This window comes from Castellaniella caeni NBRC 101664 (assembly GCF_001592225.1).
Taxonomy (GTDB): domain Bacteria; phylum Pseudomonadota; class Gammaproteobacteria; order Burkholderiales; family Burkholderiaceae_B; genus Castellaniella; species Castellaniella caeni.
In genome coordinates, this window is sequence record NZ_BCWN01000005.1 from 17,344 (window position 1) to 34,206 (window position 16,863).

Annotated in this window: 26 protein-coding genes; 21 read left to right on the plus strand and 5 right to left on the minus strand. The window is 64.0% G+C overall.

Features of this window, described 5'->3' with window-relative positions; translation table 11 throughout:
- Positions 1-150 precede the first annotated feature (150 nt).
- The 21 genes from CCA01S_RS04495 to CCA01S_RS04595 all read left to right on the plus strand — a co-directional run bounded on the left by CCA01S_RS04495 (position 151) and on the right by CCA01S_RS04595 (position 14,247).
- Positions 151-2,055 (plus strand): EAL domain-containing protein, encoded by a 1,905-nt coding sequence (locus CCA01S_RS04495; RefSeq protein WP_066454672.1) that lies wholly within the window; start codon positions 151-153, stop codon positions 2,053-2,055.
- Between the two features lie 298 nt (positions 2,056-2,353).
- Entirely contained in the window at positions 2,354-2,722 is a 369-nt protein-coding gene (gene rplN, locus CCA01S_RS04500; protein ID WP_066454675.1) for a 50S ribosomal protein L14, read from the plus strand.
- 10 nt (positions 2,723-2,732) lie between these two features.
- Positions 2,733-3,053 (plus strand): 50S ribosomal protein L24, encoded by a 321-nt coding sequence (gene rplX, locus CCA01S_RS04505; protein WP_066454681.1) that lies wholly within the window; start codon positions 2,733-2,735, stop codon positions 3,051-3,053.
- A 12-nt stretch (positions 3,054-3,065) separates the two neighbouring features.
- Positions 3,066-3,605 (plus strand): 50S ribosomal protein L5, encoded by a 540-nt coding sequence (gene rplE / locus CCA01S_RS04510; RefSeq protein ID WP_066454689.1) that lies wholly within the window; start codon positions 3,066-3,068, stop codon positions 3,603-3,605.
- Between the two features lie 9 nt (positions 3,606-3,614).
- Entirely contained in the window at positions 3,615-3,920 is a 306-nt protein-coding gene (rpsN, locus tag CCA01S_RS04515; protein ID WP_066454692.1) for a 30S ribosomal protein S14, read from the plus strand.
- An 11-nt stretch (positions 3,921-3,931) separates the two neighbouring features.
- Positions 3,932-4,327 (plus strand): 30S ribosomal protein S8, encoded by a 396-nt coding sequence (rpsH, locus tag CCA01S_RS04520; protein ID WP_066454694.1) that lies wholly within the window; start codon positions 3,932-3,934, stop codon positions 4,325-4,327.
- A gap of 13 nt (positions 4,328-4,340) precedes the next feature.
- A complete protein-coding gene (rplF, locus tag CCA01S_RS04525; protein ID WP_066454697.1) occupies positions 4,341-4,874 on the plus strand; it encodes a 50S ribosomal protein L6 in 534 nt (177 codons plus the stop codon).
- Positions 4,875-4,895: 21 nt separating this feature from the next.
- Positions 4,896-5,261, plus strand: a complete 366-nt coding sequence (rplR, locus tag CCA01S_RS04530; RefSeq protein ID WP_066454708.1) for a 50S ribosomal protein L18 — start codon at positions 4,896-4,898, stop codon at positions 5,259-5,261.
- A gap of 9 nt (positions 5,262-5,270) precedes the next feature.
- Positions 5,271-5,792 carry a 30S ribosomal protein S5 gene (rpsE, locus tag CCA01S_RS04535; RefSeq protein WP_066454710.1) on the plus strand — a complete coding sequence of 174 codons (522 nt, stop codon included), beginning with the start codon at positions 5,271-5,273 and terminating at the stop codon, positions 5,790-5,792.
- Between the two features lie 3 nt (positions 5,793-5,795).
- Positions 5,796-5,981 carry a 50S ribosomal protein L30 gene (rpmD, locus tag CCA01S_RS04540; RefSeq protein ID WP_066454712.1) on the plus strand — a complete coding sequence of 62 codons (186 nt, stop codon included), beginning with the start codon at positions 5,796-5,798 and terminating at the stop codon, positions 5,979-5,981.
- Between the two features lie 14 nt (positions 5,982-5,995).
- Positions 5,996-6,436, plus strand: coding sequence for a 50S ribosomal protein L15 (rplO, locus tag CCA01S_RS04545; protein WP_066454714.1), 441 nt, complete (start codon positions 5,996-5,998; stop codon positions 6,434-6,436).
- 9 nt (positions 6,437-6,445) lie between these two features.
- Positions 6,446-7,768, plus strand: coding sequence for a preprotein translocase subunit SecY (gene secY / locus CCA01S_RS04550; protein WP_066454720.1), 1,323 nt, complete (start codon positions 6,446-6,448; stop codon positions 7,766-7,768).
- A 6-nt stretch (positions 7,769-7,774) separates the two neighbouring features.
- Positions 7,775-7,993 (plus strand): translation initiation factor IF-1, encoded by a 219-nt coding sequence (gene infA, locus CCA01S_RS04555; RefSeq protein ID WP_043678924.1) that lies wholly within the window; start codon positions 7,775-7,777, stop codon positions 7,991-7,993.
- A gap of 27 nt (positions 7,994-8,020) precedes the next feature.
- Positions 8,021-8,134, plus strand: coding sequence for a 50S ribosomal protein L36 (gene rpmJ, locus CCA01S_RS04560; protein WP_003805360.1), 114 nt, complete (start codon positions 8,021-8,023; stop codon positions 8,132-8,134).
- A 33-nt stretch (positions 8,135-8,167) separates the two neighbouring features.
- On the plus strand, positions 8,168-8,533 hold the full coding sequence (rpsM, locus tag CCA01S_RS04565) for a 30S ribosomal protein S13 (RefSeq protein WP_066454721.1): 366 nt from the start codon (positions 8,168-8,170) through the stop codon (positions 8,531-8,533).
- Between the two features lie 13 nt (positions 8,534-8,546).
- Positions 8,547-8,945, plus strand: a complete 399-nt coding sequence (gene rpsK / locus CCA01S_RS04570) for a 30S ribosomal protein S11 (RefSeq protein WP_066454722.1) — start codon at positions 8,547-8,549, stop codon at positions 8,943-8,945.
- Between the two features lie 10 nt (positions 8,946-8,955).
- Positions 8,956-9,579 (plus strand): 30S ribosomal protein S4, encoded by a 624-nt coding sequence (gene rpsD / locus CCA01S_RS04575; protein WP_066454723.1) that lies wholly within the window; start codon positions 8,956-8,958, stop codon positions 9,577-9,579.
- Positions 9,580-9,714: 135 nt separating this feature from the next.
- Positions 9,715-10,713 carry a DNA-directed RNA polymerase subunit alpha gene (locus tag CCA01S_RS04580; RefSeq protein WP_066454724.1) on the plus strand — a complete coding sequence of 333 codons (999 nt, stop codon included), beginning with the start codon at positions 9,715-9,717 and terminating at the stop codon, positions 10,711-10,713.
- A 192-nt stretch (positions 10,714-10,905) separates the two neighbouring features.
- Positions 10,906-11,286 (plus strand): 50S ribosomal protein L17, encoded by a 381-nt coding sequence (rplQ, locus tag CCA01S_RS04585; RefSeq protein ID WP_066454726.1) that lies wholly within the window; start codon positions 10,906-10,908, stop codon positions 11,284-11,286.
- Between the two features lie 172 nt (positions 11,287-11,458).
- The gene (gene cutA, locus CCA01S_RS04590) at positions 11,459-11,890 is read left to right on the plus strand and encodes a divalent-cation tolerance protein CutA (protein WP_084386478.1); all 432 of its coding nucleotides are present in this window, start codon (positions 11,459-11,461) and stop codon (positions 11,888-11,890) included.
- Between the two features lie 104 nt (positions 11,891-11,994).
- Entirely contained in the window at positions 11,995-14,247 is a 2,253-nt protein-coding gene (locus CCA01S_RS04595; RefSeq protein WP_066454728.1) for a cytochrome c biogenesis protein CcdA, read from the plus strand.
- An 89-nt stretch (positions 14,248-14,336) separates the two neighbouring features.
- On the opposite strand, the gene tatC is transcribed toward CCA01S_RS04595, so the two are convergent.
- The 5 genes from tatC to CCA01S_RS04620 form a co-directional block, all read right to left on the minus strand.
- A complete protein-coding gene (gene tatC / locus CCA01S_RS04600; RefSeq protein ID WP_066454731.1) occupies positions 14,337-15,155 on the minus strand; it encodes a twin-arginine translocase subunit TatC in 819 nt (272 codons plus the stop codon).
- Complete coding sequence (gene tatB, locus CCA01S_RS04605; protein ID WP_066454734.1) at positions 15,152-15,727, minus strand: Sec-independent protein translocase protein TatB; 576 nt, start codon at positions 15,725-15,727, stop codon at positions 15,152-15,154. Before tatB ends, tatC begins: the two co-directional genes overlap by 4 nt.
- Before the next feature lie 26 nt (positions 15,728-15,753).
- Positions 15,754-15,987, minus strand: coding sequence for a Sec-independent protein translocase subunit TatA (gene tatA, locus CCA01S_RS04610; protein ID WP_066454736.1), 234 nt, complete (start codon positions 15,985-15,987; stop codon positions 15,754-15,756).
- 9 nt (positions 15,988-15,996) lie between these two features.
- Complete coding sequence (locus CCA01S_RS04615) at positions 15,997-16,365, minus strand: histidine triad nucleotide-binding protein (RefSeq protein WP_066454738.1); 369 nt, start codon at positions 16,363-16,365, stop codon at positions 15,997-15,999.
- 147 nt (positions 16,366-16,512) lie between these two features.
- A complete protein-coding gene (locus tag CCA01S_RS04620; RefSeq protein WP_066454745.1) occupies positions 16,513-16,860 on the minus strand; it encodes a phosphoribosyl-ATP diphosphatase in 348 nt (115 codons plus the stop codon).
- Between the last annotated feature and the right edge of the window lie 3 nt (positions 16,861-16,863).

The window sequence follows — 16,863 nt, forward strand, 5'->3', positions numbered from 1 at the left end:
TTTAAAACTATACACAATCCGTTGGCAAACGGTATACGTGTTAGCCCTAGGACGGGTGGTATCCGTCAACGATTTGATGCTTTTCTTGGGGATTCAGAGCGCAAAGGATACACTTTCGAAGTTCGTTTCAAAGTGATATAGAGGAGCACGATGGCGTCTGTTCGGCAGCTGCTGGTGATCTCGACCCTGGTCATTGCCTGCATCCTCGTCGGGATGCTGGCGGTCGGCACCCGAATGATGGATCGGCAGCTCGATGGCCAGCTGCAGATCGACGGCGACAATGCCGTCGCCACGCTGGCCCTGCTGGTCAGTGTGCAGCCCGATGCCGCCGCGCGGGCCCGCGTGCTTGCGGCCGCCTTCCAGCAGGGGCGCTTTGCCGCGCTCGCGCTGCGGGGGGATGACGACACCGTGGCGTTCGAGGCCCGCCGCCTGTCGCCCGGCGTGGCCGGAGCGCCCAGCGGCCTGATGGCCTGGGCCGACATCCAGCCGCACCAGGCCCAGCGGCAGATAGCGGGGGTGGGGCGCCTGTCCCTGGTGCTCGATCCCACGCCCGCGCGCGAGGCCTTGTGGGCCCACGTGGCGCAGTGGCTGTGGCTGGCCCTGGGCATCGCCGCCTTCTGGGCGCTGTTTTTGGCCGCGTTGCTGGCACGCCTGCGCAAGGCGCTGGCCGAGACCCCCGCCGCCGAAGGCCCCGAGATCAAGGTCACGCAAACGCACGGCGATGAAAACGCCGAGCTGCTCGACGAAGTGCGCGAGCGGGTGGCGCCCTCGATGGGCGAACAGATGGCGCGCATCGAGCAGCTGGAAATCGAACTCAACCGCGATCCGGTCACCGGCCTGGCCAACCGCGTCTATTTTCTCAACGAACTCAAGCGCGTCTTGCGCGACGACACCCGCCAGGGGGCCGTCAGCGGCTATGTGCTTCTGGTGCGCCAGCGCGACATGGCGCGTCTGCAAAATCAAAGCGATCGCCAAGAAATGGACGATTGGCTGCGTCTGCTGGGCAGTCGCCTCACCGAAGTGCTGGCGGGCTTTCCCCAGGCCCGCGCCATGGCGGCGCGCCTGAACGGCGCTGATTTCGTGGTGCTGTTTCCCGTGGGCGGCGGGCCCGAGGTCATGCGCCCGGTGCAGCGCCTGCACGAACTCTTCGAGACATTGCGCGTCAAGCTCGACAGCCACAATCTGTCGCGCTGGGCCTTTGCGCTGACGGACTACACGGCGCAGTGCACGCCCAAAGACGTGCTGACGCGCCTCGACCTGGCCCTGATGTGCGCCGAGAGCGCCGGGCACTCCGAGGTCGAGTTCCTGTCGCACGCCGACCGCGAGACGGGCGAGCTGCGCATGGGCGAGGCTTCCTGGCGCACGCTGATCTCGCAGGCGCTCGACCACGACCGCCTGTCGCTGGACGTGCGCGCCGTGCGCTACGAGGGCGATGACATCGCGCAGCGCTACGAGGCTTCGCTCAGCCTGCAGGAAGACGACCCCGCGCAGCCGCCGCTTTCGGGCTATCTCTTCATGCCGCCCGCCGCGCGCCTGGGCCTGTCGTCCGATTGCGACATGCGCGCCCTGGCCCTGGCCCTGAGCTGGCTGGGCGAGCACGAAGGCGTGCTGGTCGTGCGCATGTCGATGTCCTCGATCCTGGATTCCCAGTATCTGGACGAGGTGCGCCGCGTGGCCGACTTCGCCGATCCCGAGCTTTTGCGGCGCGTGGTGGTCGAACTCGACGCCTATGGCCTGAGCCGCCACTTCGAGGCCTTCAAGGTCTTTGCCCAGGGGCTCATTCAGCTGGGCATTGCGGTGGGCCTGCGCGGGCTCGATCAGCAGCCCGATGCCTTGCGCAAGATCCACGAGGTCGATTTCGCCTATGTGAAGCTGGGGGGCGCCTTCGTGCGCGAGCTGCTGTCCAGCCCCGGCGGGGTGCAGATGATGGTGGCGGTCACTGAAACAGCCATCGGCATGGGCATGCGGGTCTATGTGGATGATGCCGACGATGAGGCCACCCGGCAGATGGTCATTGAATACGGCGGCCTGCCGCGCCTGCAACAGGGCGGGTGACTTTTTGCTTGCTTTCCATATCACGACATGCCTATAATGTCGATCTTGGCCTAACTACCTAGTGGGTAGTATTCATCAGGGATGCCGCAGGGCTTCTTTTGTTGCCAGCCACCGGGTCGGGTCAAGTTGGTAATCTCGTTTATGTGCAAAGTCTTTGCACAAACAGGAATTTCAACCCAGAGCTTGTGCGCCGTCAGTGCGCCGGGCTTGACGGGACCAAAACTGGCTGCGTAGCTGAAGGTCGGTCTGACCAAGACCATTCCTTGGGCCTCGTTGTTAAGTTGGAACAGGAAAAATCATGATCCAAATGCAGACCACGCTGGACGTGGCCGACAACACAGGTGCACGCTCTGTCATGTGCATCAAGGTGTTGGGCGGCTCCAAGCGCCGCTATGCCGCCATTGGCGACATCATCAAGGTGTCCGTCAAAGACGCAGCACCCCGCGGGCGCGTGAAAAAAGGCGAAATCTACAACGCCGTGGTGGTGCGTACCGCCAAGGGCGTGCGCCGTAAAGATGGTTCGTTGATCCGCTTTGGCGGCAACGCGGCCGTGTTGCTCAACGCCAAACTCGAGCCCATTGGCACGCGTATCTTCGGACCGGTCACGCGCGAACTGCGTACCGAGAAGTTCATGAAGATCGTGTCCCTGGCGCCCGAAGTGCTGTAAGGAGCAGATCATGCAAAACATTCGCAAAGGCGACGAAGTCATTGTCCTCAGCGGCCGCGATCGCAGCCGTCGCGGCACCGTCATCGCGCGCGTCGATGACGACCACGTGCTGGTCGAGGGCATCAACGTCGTCAAGAAGCACAGCCGTGGCAACCCCATGGCGGGCGTGCCCGGCGGCATCGTCGACAAGACCCTGCCCATCCACATCTCCAATGTGGCGATCTTCAATCCCGAAACCGGCAAGGGCGACCGCGTAGGCGTCAAGGTGGTTGACGGAGCCAAGGTCCGCATTTTCCGCTCCAACGGCGCTGTCGTTGGCGCGAAGGCATAAGGGGCGCAACAAATGGCTCGTTTACAAGATTTCTATCGCACCAAGGTCGCTGCCGACCTGCAAGCCAAGTTCGGCTACAAGTCGGTCATGGAAGTGCCGCGCATCACCAAGATCACGCTCAACATGGGTGTGTCCGAGGCCGTTGCCGACAAAAAGATCATCGAAAACGCCGTGGGCGATCTCACCAAGATCGCTGGTCAGAAACCCGTGATCACCAAGACCCGCAAAGCTATCGCGGGCTTCAAGATCCGTGAAGACTACCCGATCGGCTGCATGGTCACCCTGCGCGGCCAGCGCATGTACGAATTCCTCGATCGTCTGATCTCCATCGCCCTGCCGCGCGTGCGCGACTTCCGTGGTGTGTCCGGTCGTGCCTTCGATGGCCGTGGCAACTACAACATCGGCGTGAAAGAACAGATCATCTTCCCCGAAATCGAATACGACAAGATCGATGCCGTGCGCGGGATGAACATCAGCATCACGACCACCGCAAAGACCGACGAGGAAGCCAAGGCGCTCTTGAGCGCATTCAGCTTCCCCTTCCGCAACTAAGGGGCTGACGTGGCAAAACTTTCCCTCATCAATCGCGATATCAAGCGCGCCAAGCTGGCCGAGAAATTCTCCGCCAAGCGCGCGGCACTGAAGGCCGTCATTGCCGATCAGTCCAAATCCGACGAAGAACGCTATCAGGCTCGCCTCGCTTTGCAAGCGCTGCCGCGCAACGCCAACCCCACCCGCCAGCGCAACCGCTGCGTGGTCACGGGTCGCCCGCGCGGTGTGTTCAGCAAGTTTGGGCTGACGCGCCACAAACTGCGTGAAATGGCCATGCGCGGCGAAGTGCCGGGCATGACCAAGGCCAGCTGGTAGGAGAATTACACATGAGCATGAGCGATCCCATCGCCGATATGCTGACCCGCCTGCGCAATGCGCAAATGGTCAACAAGACGTCGGTTTCCATGCCCTCCTCGAAGCTGAAGGCTGCCATCGCAGCCGTGCTCAAGGATGAAGGCTACATTGAAGATTTCCGCGTGGCCGGCGAACAAGCCAAGCCGCAGCTCGAAATCACCCTGAAATACTACGCCGGCCGTCCGGTCATCGAGCGCATCGACCGCGTCTCGCGTCCCGGCCTGCGCATCTACAAGGGCAGCAATCACATTCCTCAGGTCATGAACGGCCTGGGCGTGGCGATTGTCTCCACCCCCCGTGGCGTCATGACGGACCGCAAGGCCCGCGCCAACGGTGTGGGCGGCGAAGTGCTCTGCTACGTGGCATAAGGGGGTAACAGACATGTCACGTATCGCTAAATACCCCGTCGCGCTGCCCAAGGGCGTCGAAGCCACCATCAGCGCCGGTCAGATCGTCGTCAAGGGCCCGCTGGGCACCCTGACGCAAGCCCTGAGCGGCAACGTCCGCGTGGCCCAGGAAGACGGTCAGCTCACGTTTGCCGTCGCCAACGATTCCCGCGAGGCCAATGCCATGTCGGGCACCACGCGCGCGCTGGTCAACAACATGGTCACGGGCGTGAGCCAGGGCTTCGAGCGCCGTCTCACCCTGGTTGGCGTGGGTTTCCGTGCCCAGGTGCAAGGCAATGCGCTGAAACTGCAACTTGGTTTTTCGCACGACATCCTGCACGACATCCCCGCCGGGATCAAGATCGAGTGCCCGTCCCAGACTGAAGTCGTGGTCAAGGGCGCCGACAAGCAGGCTGTCGGTCAGGTGGCCGCCGAGATCCGTGCCTACCGTCAACCCGAGCCCTACAAGGGCAAGGGCGTACGGTACGCGGACGAGCGCGTCATCCTGAAGGAAACCAAGAAGAAATAAGCGCGCAGGCAAGGACGAATCATGGATAAGAAACTCTCCCGTTTGCGTCGTGCTGCGGCCACCCGCCGCAAGATTCACGAACTGCGTGTGCACCGCCTGTCGGTGTACCGCACGAATCTGCACATCTACGCCAACATCATCTCCCCGGAAGGCGATCGGGTTCTGGTCAGCGCCTCGACGCTCGAGCCCGAAGTCCGCAAGGAACTCGCCAGCCAGCAGGCCAACGGCGGCAACGCCGCCGCGGCCAGCCTGGTCGGCAAGCGTGTGGCCGAGAAGGCCAAGGCTGCCGGTATCGAACTCGTCGCTTTCGACCGTTCGGGCTTCCGTTACCATGGCCGCGTCAAGGCGCTGGCCGAAGCCGCGCGTGAAGCCGGCTTGAAGTTCTAAGGGAATCACATGGCTAAAGCACAAGGCAAGCACGCCGCCGAGCAGGAACGCGACGACGGCATGCGCGAAAAAATGATCGCGGTCAACCGCGTCAGCAAAGTCGTCAAGGGTGGTCGCACCATGAGCTTCGCTGCGCTGACCGTGGTGGGCGATGGCGATGGTCGCATCGGCATGGGCAAGGGCAAGGCACGCGAAGTGCCGGTCGCGGTTCAAAAGGCAATGGAACAGGCCCGTCGCGGCCTGGTCAAGGTTGCCCTGAAGAACGGCACGCTGCACCACACGGTGGTGGGCAAGCATGGCGCCTCCACGGTGCTGATCTCGCCCGCTGCGGAAGGTACTGGCGTCATCGCCGGCGGCCCGATGCGCGCCATCTTTGAAGTCATGGGTGTGCGCAACGTCGTGGCCAAGAGCCTCGGTTCGAGCAACCCCTACAACATGGTGCGCGCCACGCTCAACGGCCTGCGCGCCTGCTCCACCCCGTCGGAAATCGCTGCCAAGCGCGGCAAGACCGTCGAAGAAATCCTGGGGTAAGACATGGCACAGAAGCAAATCAAAGTCACGCTCGTGCGCTCTGTCATCGGCACGCACAAGTCTCACCGCGCCACCGTGCGTGGTCTGGGCTTGGGCAAGGTCAACAGCAGCCGCGTCCTGATCGATACTCCCGAGGTGCGTGGGATGATCCGCAAGGTGGATTATCTCGTCACCGTCTCGGAAGCCTGAAGAAAGGAATTCAGATGTCCGTTACTCAACTGAATACACTCGCGCCCGCCGAAGGTGCCAAGCGTCCCCGCCGTCGCGTGGGTCGTGGCATCGGTTCGGGCCTGGGCAAGACCGCGGGCCGCGGCCACAAGGGCCAGAAGTCGCGCGCAGGCGGCTTCCACAAGGTCGGCTTTGAAGGCGGTCAAATGCCGCTGCAGCGCCGCCTGCCCAAGCGCGGTTTCACGCCGCTGGGCCGTCACCTGTACGCCGAAGTCCGCCTGTCCGACCTGCAAGCGCTGCCCGTCGATGAAATCGACGTGCAAGTGCTCAAGGCCGCCGGCGTCGTGGGCGAAATGGTGCGCTATGCCAAGGTCATCAAGACCGGCGAACTCACCCGCAAGGTGTCGCTCAAGGGCATCACCGCCACGGCGGGCGCGCGTGCCGTGATCGAAGCTGCTGGCGGTTCGCTGGCTTAAGGGGCAGCAGTGGCCAAAGCTCAGGCACATAAGCCCGGTGCGGGATACGGCGATCTCAAGCGCCGCATCCTGTTTCTCGTGCTGGCGCTGATCGTCTACCGCATGGGGACGCACATCCCCGTGCCCGGCATCAACCCCGACGCACTGTCCGACCTGTTCCAACAAAACCAGGGGGGTATCCTGGGCTTGTTCAACATGTTCTCGGGTGGTGCACTCGAACGCTTCTCGGTGCTGGCGCTGGGTATCATGCCGTACATTTCGGCGGCCATCATCATGCAGCTGCTGGCAGTGGTGGTGCCCAGTCTCGAAGCCATCAAGAAAGAAGGGCAGTCGGGGCAGCGCAAGATCACGCAGTACACCCGCTATGGCACGGTGTTTCTGGCACTGTTCCAGGCAGTGGGCATTTCGGTGGCACTCGAATCCCAGCCTGGCCTGGTGATCGATCCGGGGCTGATGTTCCGCTTCACCACCATCGTGACGCTGGTCACCGGCTCCATGTTCCTCATGTGGCTGGGTGAGCAGATCACCGAACGTGGCCTGGGCAATGGCATTTCCCTGCTGATCTTCGCCGGGATCGTGGCCGGCCTGCCGGGCGCGCTGGGCGGCATGCTCGATCTGGTGCGCACAGACTCGATGTCGGTGCTGTCGGTGCTGTTCATCCTGGCCCTGGTGGTCGCGGTCACCTACTTCGTCGTCTACGTCGAACGGGGCCAGCGCCGCATCACGGTCAACTATGCCAAGCGCCAGGTGGGCAACAAGCTCTACGGCGGCCAGTCCTCGCACCTGCCGCTCAAGCTGAACATGTCCGGCGTGATTCCGCCCATCTTTGCCTCGTCGATCATCCTGCTGCCCGCCACGGTGACCAGCTGGTTCTCCAGCAATCCCAACATGCGCTGGCTGGGTGATCTGGCTGCGGCGCTGTCCCCGCGCCAGCCGCTGTATGTCACCTTGTATTCGGGCCTGATCATCTTCTTCTGTTTCTTCTACACGGCGCTGGTGTTCAACAGCCGTGAGACGGCGGACAACCTGAAGAAAAGCGGTGCCTTCGTGCCCGGGATTCGTCCCGGCGAGCAGACGGCGCGCTACATTGACAAGATTCTCATGCGGCTGACGCTGTCGGGGGCCATCTATGTCACTTTGGTGTGTCTGTTGCCCGAACTGATGCAGATGCGCTGGAACGTGCCGTTCTACTTTGGCGGCACCTCGCTGCTGATCATCGTCGTCGTCGCCATGGATTTCATGGCCCAGGCACAGGCCTACATGATGTCTCAACAGTACGATTCGTTGCTCAAGAAGGCGAACTTCAAGGGTGCGGGTCTTCCAATGCGCTAAAGAATCATGTCCAAGGACGACGTCATCCAGATGCAAGGGGAGGTCATCGAGAACCTGCCCAACGCAACGTTTCGTGTCAAGCTTGAAAACGGCCACATGGTGCTGGGCCATATTTCCGGCAAGATGCGTATGCACTATATCCGGATCCTTCCGGGCGACAAGGTCACAGTGGAGCTCACGCCCTATGACCTGTCGCGCGCCAGGATAGTTTTCCGCTCCAAATAAGCGGCCGGTCAAAACCAGGAGAATCCCATGAAGGTAATGGCATCGGTAAAGCGGATCTGCCGCAACTGCAAAATCATCAAACGTCACGGCGTGGTGCGAGTCATCTGCACCGACCCGCGTCACAAGCAACGCCAAGGCTAAGGCCGGGCATCACGGATTTCACGAGGAACAGTCATGGCCCGTATTGCTGGCATCAATATTCCGCCGCATCAACACACCGAAATTGGCTTGACCGCCATTTTCGGCATCGGACGCGCTCGTGCCCGCAAGATTTGCGAAGCGACAGGTATCGAGTATTCCAAGAAGATCAAAGATCTTTCCGACGCTGAACTGGAAAAGATCCGCGAGCAAGTGCATTCTTTCACGGTTGAAGGCGACCTGCGCCGTGAAGTGCAGCTGTCGATCAAGCGCTTGATCGACCTGGGCACGTACCGTGGCATGCGCCACAAGCGCGGCCTGCCGGTGCGTGGTCAACGTACCCGCACGAATGCGCGTACCCGCAAGGGCCCGCGTCGCGCAGCAGCGTCCCTGAAGAAATAATTAAGGAATCACCATGGCGAAAGCACAAGCCGGCGCCACTCGCGTCCGCAAGAAAGTCAAGAAGAACGTGTCCGACGGGATTGCTCACGTCCACGCGTCCTTCAACAACACCATCATCACCATCACCGACCGCCAGGGCAATGCCCTGTCGTGGGCCACTTCGGGTGGCGCCGGCTTCAAGGGTTCGCGCAAATCGACCCCGTTCGCCGCTCAGGTGGCTGCTGAATCCGCTGGCCGCGTGGCCCAGGAATACGGCATCAAGACGCTCGAAGTGCGTATCAAGGGCCCGGGCCCGGGCCGCGAATCTTCGGTGCGCGCCCTGAATGCCCTGGGGATCAAGATCTCCAGCATTTCCGACATCACGCCGGTGCCGCACAACGGCTGCCGTCCGCCCAAGCGCCGTCGCATCTAAGGGGATCATCTTGGCTCGTTATACTGGACCCAAATGCAAGCTTTCGCGTCGCGAAGGCACCGACCTGTTCCTGAAGAGCGCCCGCCGCTCGCTGGACTCCAAATGCAAGCTCGAATCCAAGCCCGGCCAGCATGGCCGCACCTCGGGTTCGCGCACCTCCGACTTCGGTCTGCAGCTGCGTGAAAAGCAAAAGCTCAAGCGCATGTACGGCGTGCTGGAAAAGCAGTTCCGCCGCTACTTCGAAGAGGCCGATCGCCGCCGTGGCAACACCGGTGAGACCCTCATCCAGCTGCTCGAATCGCGCCTGGACAACGTCGTCTACCGCATGGGCTTTGGCTCGACGCGCGCCGAAGCGCGCCAGCTGGTGAACCACCGCGCCATCGAAATCAACGGCCACACCGCCGACATCGCCTCCATCATCGTGAAGGCGGGCGACGTGGTTGCCGTGCGCGAAAAGGCCAAGAACCAGATTCGCATCAAAGAATCGTTCGAGCTGGCTTCCGGCAATGGTCTGCCCCAGTGGGTGGAAGTCGATGCCGCCAAGCTGTCGGGTGTCTACAAGCAGGCCCCCGATCGTGCCGACGTGGCGCACGACGTCAACGAATCGATGGTCGTGGAATTGTATTCCCGCTAAGCGATCGCGCTGGTTTCACTCAGCCCACCTCTGGCTTTGCGGCCAGGTGGGCTGTGGTCATTCTCCGGCCTGGCCGGTTTTATTCCCATCAGCCTTATCGGTGTAACGAGCCGAGGGTATTGAAAAGGAACATTCATGTCTGCACAAGGTTTTCTCAAGCCCCGCACCATCACGGTCGAGTCCGTGGGCCCCTACCACGCCAAGGTCGTCATGGAACCTTTCGAGCGTGGCTATGGCCACACGCTGGGCAATGCGCTGCGCCGCATCCTGCTGTCGTCCATGACCGGCTATGCTCCCACCGAGGTGCAGATCGTCGGCGTGGTGCACGAATACTCCACCATCGCGGGTGTGCGCGAAGACGTGGTCGATATCCTGCTCAACCTCAAGGGCGTGGTGTTCAAGCTGCACAACCGTGAAGAAGTCACGTTGCAGCTGAACAAGCAAGGCCCGGGCGAGGTGCGCGCGCGCGACATCGATCTGCCGCACGACGTCGAGATCATCAACCCCGACCACCTCATCGCCACGCTGACCGACACGGGCCGCATCGAGATGCAGATCAAGGTCGAGCAAGGCCGCGGCTATGTGCCGGGCAACGTGCGCGCCCTGGTGGACGACCGCTCGGCCACCATCGGCCAGATCGTGCTGGATGCCTCGTTCAGCCCCGTGCGCCGCGTCAGCTACGCCGTGGAAAACGCTCGCGTCGAACAGCGCACCGACCTCGACAAGCTGGTGCTGGACGTGGAAACCAACGGCGTCATCAGCCCCGAAGAAGCCGTGCGCCAATCGGCCCGCATCCTGATGGATCAGGTGGCGGTGTTCGTGTCGCTGGCCGACAAGGACGCTGGCCAGCTCACCACCAGCACGCCGCTGGGCGGCCAGTCGGCCCCCATCGACCCGGTGCTGCTGCGCCCGGTGGACGACCTCGAACTCACCGTGCGTTCGGCCAACTGCCTGAAGGCCGAAAACATCTACTACATCGGCGATCTCATTCAGCGTACCGAAAACGAGCTGCTCAAGACCCCCAATCTGGGTCGCAAGTCGCTCAACGAGATCAAGGAAGTGCTGGCTGCACGTGGCCTCACCTTGGGCATGAAGCTCGAGAACTGGCCGCCCGTGGGGCTTGAGCGCCCCTGATGTCAGCCGCCTGGCGGCCCCTGGTCTTGCTGGCTGGGGGCCGCCAGGCGATCGCGGCCCCTGTCTGGCTGCGTGGTAAAATACCGCGCCTGTCCATCTGGACGGCGATCATCAACCCATCCGGGCCGCAGCACCGGGCTTTGCCCCCGCTGATAGAAGATCCGGGTTTATAGATTCAACAAGGAAAGCAAAATGCGCCATCGTCACGGCCTACGTAAACTCAACCGCACCAGCAGCCACCGTCTGGCCATGTTCCGCAACATGGCGGTCTCGCTGCTGACGCACGAAGCCATCAAGACCACGCTGCCCAAGGCCAAAGAACTGCGCCGCATCGTCGAGCCCCTCATCACCCTGGGCAAGAACCCTACGCTGGCCAACCGCCGCCTGGCCTTTGCCCGCCTGCGCGATCGTGAACTCGTCACCAAGCTGTTCGCCGATATTGGCCCGCGCTTTGCCGCGCGCAACGGTGGCTACACGCGTATCCTGAAGATGGGCTTTCGCCAGGGCGACAACGCCCCCATGGCGTACATGGAACTGGTCGATCGCCCCGAGACCGAGTCCGCTGCCGAATAAGCACGCATGGACGGCGCCCGTCAGGGCGCGCCAGCCTGCCGCAAAACCCCCGCATGGTGTGCCCTGCGGGGGTTTTTCTTGGACGCCATCCGCGCACAGGCTTTGACATGAGTCCTATGGAATCAGGGAAAACCCGTGTAGAATCAAACGGTTTCGTTCAGTTGAGCCTGCCATGACCAATCCTGCCGATGCGCCTGTCCCTGCCGACCCCCAACGCCCCCAGGCCGGGCCGACAGCGCCCGAAACCGCCGCCTTGCTGTGGCGCCAGGACAGGCAGCCCAGCGACACGGTGGTGGTGGCCACTACGGCGCCCGACGAGCTGCTCGCCAAGCGCATCGCCCACATTCTGGTGGAAGAATCGCTGGTGGCCTGTGCCCATGTGGGCGCCGCCGTCACCTCGATGTACTTGTGGCAGGGCAAGCTGGAAGGCACGGACGAAGTGCCGCTGACCTTCAAGACGACCGCGCAGGCCTTGCCCGCTTTGTACGCGCGCTTTGCCGAGCTGCATCCCTACGAGATCCCCGAGTTTCTCGTGCTGGGCGTGCCGGTGGGCAGCGCGGCGTATCTCAACTGGGTGGCGCAGTCCGTGCAGCCGCGGGCCTGAGACCGCACGGTGGCGCGTATGCCTGGCGGGCGGTTCAATCACCGTTCGCCTGGCCCGAAATCGGGGTGTGCCGCGCGCACGCCCCTGCTGTGAGCGAAGTATTCATGAAGACGTGGTTCTCTCTGCTGTTCCTGTTGCTCTCCCTGCTTGGGGGGGCGCACCCGGCCTGGGCTGAAGACGGGTTTCTCGACCCCGAGCAGGCCTTCGTGCTGACGGTGGCCAATCCCGACCCCAAGACGCTGGACGTGCACTACGCAATCGCCCCCGGCTATTACATGTACCAAGAGCGCTTCGAGGTCAAGGTGGAAGACGCCGATGGCCAGCTGCTGCTGTTTCGCCGCTCGGCGCTGACGCCCGACGATGTCGAGACGCGCACGCCGCGCTGGACGGCGCCCCTGTTCCTGCCCAAGGGGCAGGTGAAATACGACCCCACCTTTGAAAAGAACATGGAGGTCTTTCACGGTGGCGTCACCTTGCGCGTGCCGTTGTCGGCGGGCGCCGCCGCGCCCCTGCAGGTGAGCGTGACCGGGCAGGGCTGTTCGGATGCGGGCCTGTGCTATCCGCCCATGACACAGCAGATCGCGCTGCAGGCCCGAGGCGACGGCTACGCGGCCCAGGGCCCGTTCGTTGCGGCCCGCGTGCCCGCGCCGCAAGACGAGCAGGCTCCCGCGGGCACCACCCGCGCGGCGGAGCCTGGCGCTGGTTCCGGGCTGGACTTGCTGGCGGGTGACCGGCAGGCTGGCACAGGCACAGGCACAGGCACAGGCACAGGCACAGACACAGGTGCAGGTGCAGGTGCAGGTGCAGGTGCAGGTGCAGGTGCAGGCGCGGGCGCGGGCGCGGGCGGCGGATCGGGCGCCGGCCCGGCTTTCGCCGCGAATGGTCAGCCGGGCGCCGCCGCCGGGGCTGGCGCCCTGCTCGATCTGGGCGATACCGGTATGGCGGCCTGGCTGCACCAGGCGCCGCTGTGGCAGATTCTGGGCCTGAGCGTCGTGCTCGGGCTGCTGCTGTCTTTCACGCCGTGCGTGCTGCCCATGGTGCCCATCTTGCTGGCCGTGATCGCCGGACGGGATCACCGCACGGTGGGGCGCTTGCGCGGCCTGGGCCTGGCCGCCGTCTACGTGCTGGGCATGTCACTGGTGTATACCGCCCTGGGCGTGGCCGCGGGCCTGCTGGGGGCCGGGCTGGCCGCCTGGCTGCAGTCGCCCTGGGTGCTGGGCGCCTTTGCCGTGCTGCTGGCCCTCTTTGGCTTCGCCATGCTGGACGTCTTTACCCTGCAGGCGCCTGTCGAGCTGCAATCGCGCTTGCAGACCTGGATGCAGCGCCTGCCCGGCGGCCAGGCCGGCGGCGTGTTCCTGATGGGGATGCTCTCGGCGCTCATTGTCGGGCCCTGCGTGGCGGCGCCGCTGGCGGGCGTGCTGCTGTTCATCTCCCAGACGGGTGACGTCGTCATTGGCGGGGCGGCGCTGTTCGCCATGGCCTGGGGAGAGGGCGTTCTGCTCCTGCTGGTGGGCGCGGGGGCCGGGGCCTTGCTGCCGCGCGCCGGCGCCTGGATGACGCCGTTGAAATCAGGCTTTGGCGTGCTGCTGCTGGCCACCGCCTGGTGGATGGCGCGCCCCATCCTGGCCGATGGCGCATACGTGGCCGGCTGGGTCTTGCTGGCGCTGTGGGCCGCCTTGCTGCTCTGGGGGGCGGCGGGGGCGCGGCACACCGGACGGGGCTCAAGCGCGGACGGCGCACGGGGCGATACCTCGTCCGGACTTGCGATGGCTGGGCCCCTGCACTTGCTGACCCGCGCCGTCGCCCTGATGCTGGCCCTGTGGGGGCTGGCGCAAGGGGCTGGCCTGCTGGCGGGGGGCCACGACATGCTGCGGCCTCTGGCGCCGTTTACGCAGGCCGCATCCGGCTTTGCCGCTGTGGGCGCCGCGGTTGCGCCGGGCGTTGCCTCGGGGGCCACGGTCGGCGCTCCGGCGGCTGCCGCGAGCCCGGAGGCGATCCGGGCGCGCTTCACCCGGGTGGCTTCCGTGGCCGCGCTGGATGCCGCGCTCGCGGCCACCGACCGTCCGGTCATGCTGGATTTCTATGCCGACTGGTGCGTGTCTTGCCTGGAGATGGAGAAATTCACTTTCAGCCACCCCGAGGTGGCGGCGCGCATGGGTCAAATGCGGCTGCTGCAGGTGGACGTCACCCGCATGACGGCCGACGACAAGGCGCTATTGGCCCGGTTCGATCTCTTTGGCCCGCCGGGCATCCTGTTTTTCGATGCCCGCGGTCAGCTGCTGCCTGATGCGCGCGTGATCGGCTTCAAGAAGGCCGAGGCGTTTTTGCAGGTGCAAGAGCGCGTGCTGGGCGGCTAGTCTGTACGTTTGATTCGAGCAGGCGCTTCGAGCCGGCACGCCGTCCTGGCGAGGCGCGCACTGCCGTGATCGCCGTGCTGCCGCGAGGCTCAGGCGGATTCTTTCTTGTCGGCCTGCTCGTCGTCTTGCGTGGCAAGCGCACTGCCGGTGTCGTCGTCTTCTGGGGTGGTGCGCCGTTTTTCGATGGCGGCCCCGGCCAGGATGCCGATTTCATAGAGCAGGCACAGCGGCGTGGCGAGCAAGACCTGGCTGAGCACGTCGGGCGGCGTGACCACGGCGGCCAGGATGAAGGCACCCACGACCACGTAGCCGCGCACTTCGCGCAGTTTCTTGACAGTGACGATGCCGGTCTTGACCAGCAGCACGACGGCCACGGGCACTTCGAAGGTGACACCGAAGGCCATGAACATGGTCATGACGAAGTTGACGTAGGCCTCGATGTCTGGCGCCGGGGTGATGGAGTGCGGTGCGAAGTGCGCGATGAAGCGAAAGACCGTGTGAAAGACCACGAAGTAGCAGAAGGCCATGCCCAGCAGAAACAGGAAGGTGCTGGAAATGATGAGTGGCAGGGCCAGGCGTTGTTCGTGGCGGTAGAGCCCCGGTGCGACGAAGGCCCAGGCCTGGTAGAGCACCACGGGCAGGGCCAGCACGAAGGCCGCGAGCAGCGTGACCTTGATGGGCACCATGAAGGGTGTGATGACCCCCGTGGCGATCATGCGTGTGCCCTCGGGCAGCGAGTTGAGCATGGGCTGGGCCAGCACGTCGTAGATGGCTGAGGGCCCCGGGTAGAGGAACAGCACGACGAAGATGCCCAGGACGGCCATGACGGCCCGCAACAGGCGTGTGCGCAGTTCGATCAGGTGCGAGATGAAGGTGTCCTGGGACGAGGCGTCGGTTGCGTCGGTCATGCCGTGGGCGTCTGGCTGGATTCGGGGGAGGCGGGCTCTTGGGCGCGCGCGGGTTCGGGCTGCGCGGGTTCACCGACGCGCGGCTGGATGACGGCCGGTGTCGGGATGGTGGGCGCGGCGGGGATTTCGGGGGTCGGCGCGGACGCGGGCTGCGCTGCCGCTTCGGGCACCGGGGCACTGCGATTGGCGTCGGTCTGGCTTGCGGGCGCGCTGGATTCGGCGGCGGGGGCCGTGGCCGCCGTGGCGTGGATATCCAGCGCCTGGCGGGCCTCGTCCAGCGAGTCTTTGAGCGCCTGCGTAGGCTGGGTGACGGCGGCCTTGAGGTCGTCCACCGACGACGTCATGGACGACTGCACCGAGCGGGCGGCGTCTTCCATCTGGTTCTTGATGTCGCCGATTTCCTTGAGATCGATTTCTTTCTGGATGTCGGATTTGACTTCGTTGACGTAGCGCTGGGCACGGCCCAGCAGGTGCCCGACGGTGCGGGCAACCTTGGGCAGGCGTTCGGGGCCAATGACGATCAGCGCGATGACGCCGATGAGCATCAACTCGCTGAAGCTGACATCAAACATGGTGGCTGTGACTCAAGGACGAGGGATCAGGCGTCGGTCTTTTCGCGGGCCTGGACATCCACGGTGTTGGTGTCGTCCTGAACCTTCTGGGTGACGGCGGGTTTGCTTTCGGCTTCGTCCTGGGCGTCTTTCATCCCCTTTTTGAAGCCCTTGACGGCACCGCCGAGGTCTTCACCGATGTTGCGCAGCTTTTTGGTGCCGAAGATGAGGGCCACGATGACCAGAACGATCAGCCAGTGCCAGATGCTGAAACTACCCATGAGTGCTCCTTAGGCGGCGGGGGCCGCGCGTTTTGACCAGGGGCGTGCGCCGCCCATGATGTGAAAATGCAGGTGGTCGATTTCCTGGCCGCCTTCGGTGCCAGTATTGGCGACCAGCCGGAACCCCCCTTCGGGCAGCGGGTTGCAGCCATTGGCGAAGGCCAGCTCGGGCACGAGTTGCAGCATGCGCGCGAGCCAGGGCTGGTCGTCGGCGGTGATGCTTGCCAGCGACGCGACGTGGTGCTTGGGGATCAGCAGCAGATGCACGGGGGCGGCCGGATTGATGTCGTGAAAGGCGAGAAATTCGTCGTCTTCGTGCACGATTTTGGCCGGGATTTCGTGCCGGGCGATTTTACAGAACAGGCAATCGTGGCTCATGGGAATCAACACAGATGGGGCCGGACATCGACCCGCTCAACTTCGTATGTTGCCACAATTTTCAAGAGACTGTACTGATCTAGGCCAAGGCGCGCGCGGCCCGAGGGTTATCCCCCAAGACCGGCGCGTGGGCGGGCCTGGCCGGGTTCAGTCTTTGGGGCGGGCGGCCTTTTCCGCCAGGCCGGACAGGCCTTCGCGGCGGGCGAGTTCGGCCAGCACGTCCTCGGGGCGCAGATTGAAATGCGTGAGCGCGACCAGGCAGTGAAACCAGAGGTCGGCGGTTTCGGCCACGATGCGCTCGGGGCGCTCGTCCTTGGCGGCCATGACCAGTTCGGTGGCTTCTTCGCCGATTTTCTTCAGAAAGGCGTCGGGGCCGCGCGCGAGCAGCTTGGCCGTGTAGGAGGTGGCCGGGTCGCCACCGTGGTCGGGACGGCGGGTCGCCAGGGTGTCGGCCAGGCGGGCGAGGATGTCGGTATTGGAATCAGTCGGGGTCATGGG

Coding starts and splice junctions, on each gene's coding strand:
- CCA01S_RS04495 (WP_066454672.1), top strand. CDS start 151: ATGGCGTCTGTTCGGCAGCTGCTGGTGATCTCGACCCTGGTCATTGCC.
- rplN (WP_066454675.1), top strand. CDS start 2,354: ATGATCCAAATGCAGACCACGCTGGACGTGGCCGACAACACAGGTGCA.
- rplX (WP_066454681.1), top strand. CDS start 2,733: ATGCAAAACATTCGCAAAGGCGACGAAGTCATTGTCCTCAGCGGCCGC.
- rplE (WP_066454689.1), top strand. CDS start 3,066: ATGGCTCGTTTACAAGATTTCTATCGCACCAAGGTCGCTGCCGACCTG.
- rpsH (WP_066454694.1), top strand. CDS start 3,932: ATGAGCATGAGCGATCCCATCGCCGATATGCTGACCCGCCTGCGCAAT.
- rplF (WP_066454697.1), top strand. CDS start 4,341: ATGTCACGTATCGCTAAATACCCCGTCGCGCTGCCCAAGGGCGTCGAA.
- rplR (WP_066454708.1), top strand. CDS start 4,896: ATGGATAAGAAACTCTCCCGTTTGCGTCGTGCTGCGGCCACCCGCCGC.
- rpsE (WP_066454710.1), top strand. CDS start 5,271: ATGGCTAAAGCACAAGGCAAGCACGCCGCCGAGCAGGAACGCGACGAC.
- rpmD (WP_066454712.1), top strand. CDS start 5,796: ATGGCACAGAAGCAAATCAAAGTCACGCTCGTGCGCTCTGTCATCGGC.
- rplO (WP_066454714.1), top strand. CDS start 5,996: ATGTCCGTTACTCAACTGAATACACTCGCGCCCGCCGAAGGTGCCAAG.
- infA (WP_043678924.1), top strand. CDS start 7,775: ATGTCCAAGGACGACGTCATCCAGATGCAAGGGGAGGTCATCGAGAAC.
- rpmJ (WP_003805360.1), top strand. CDS start 8,021: ATGAAGGTAATGGCATCGGTAAAGCGGATCTGCCGCAACTGCAAAATC.
- rpsM (WP_066454721.1), top strand. CDS start 8,168: ATGGCCCGTATTGCTGGCATCAATATTCCGCCGCATCAACACACCGAA.
- rpsK (WP_066454722.1), top strand. CDS start 8,547: ATGGCGAAAGCACAAGCCGGCGCCACTCGCGTCCGCAAGAAAGTCAAG.
- CCA01S_RS04580 (WP_066454724.1), top strand. CDS start 9,715: ATGTCTGCACAAGGTTTTCTCAAGCCCCGCACCATCACGGTCGAGTCC.
- rplQ (WP_066454726.1), top strand. CDS start 10,906: ATGCGCCATCGTCACGGCCTACGTAAACTCAACCGCACCAGCAGCCAC.
- cutA (WP_084386478.1), top strand. CDS start 11,459: ATGACCAATCCTGCCGATGCGCCTGTCCCTGCCGACCCCCAACGCCCC.
- CCA01S_RS04595 (WP_066454728.1), top strand. CDS start 11,995: ATGAAGACGTGGTTCTCTCTGCTGTTCCTGTTGCTCTCCCTGCTTGGG.
- tatC (WP_066454731.1), bottom strand. CDS start 15,155: ATGACCGACGCAACCGACGCCTCGTCCCAGGACACCTTCATCTCGCAC.
- tatB (WP_066454734.1), bottom strand. CDS start 15,727: ATGTTTGATGTCAGCTTCAGCGAGTTGATGCTCATCGGCGTCATCGCG.
- tatA (WP_066454736.1), bottom strand. CDS start 15,987: ATGGGTAGTTTCAGCATCTGGCACTGGCTGATCGTTCTGGTCATCGTG.
- CCA01S_RS04615 (WP_066454738.1), bottom strand. CDS start 16,365: ATGAGCCACGATTGCCTGTTCTGTAAAATCGCCCGGCACGAAATCCCG.
- CCA01S_RS04620 (WP_066454745.1), bottom strand. CDS start 16,860: ATGACCCCGACTGATTCCAATACCGACATCCTCGCCCGCCTGGCCGAC.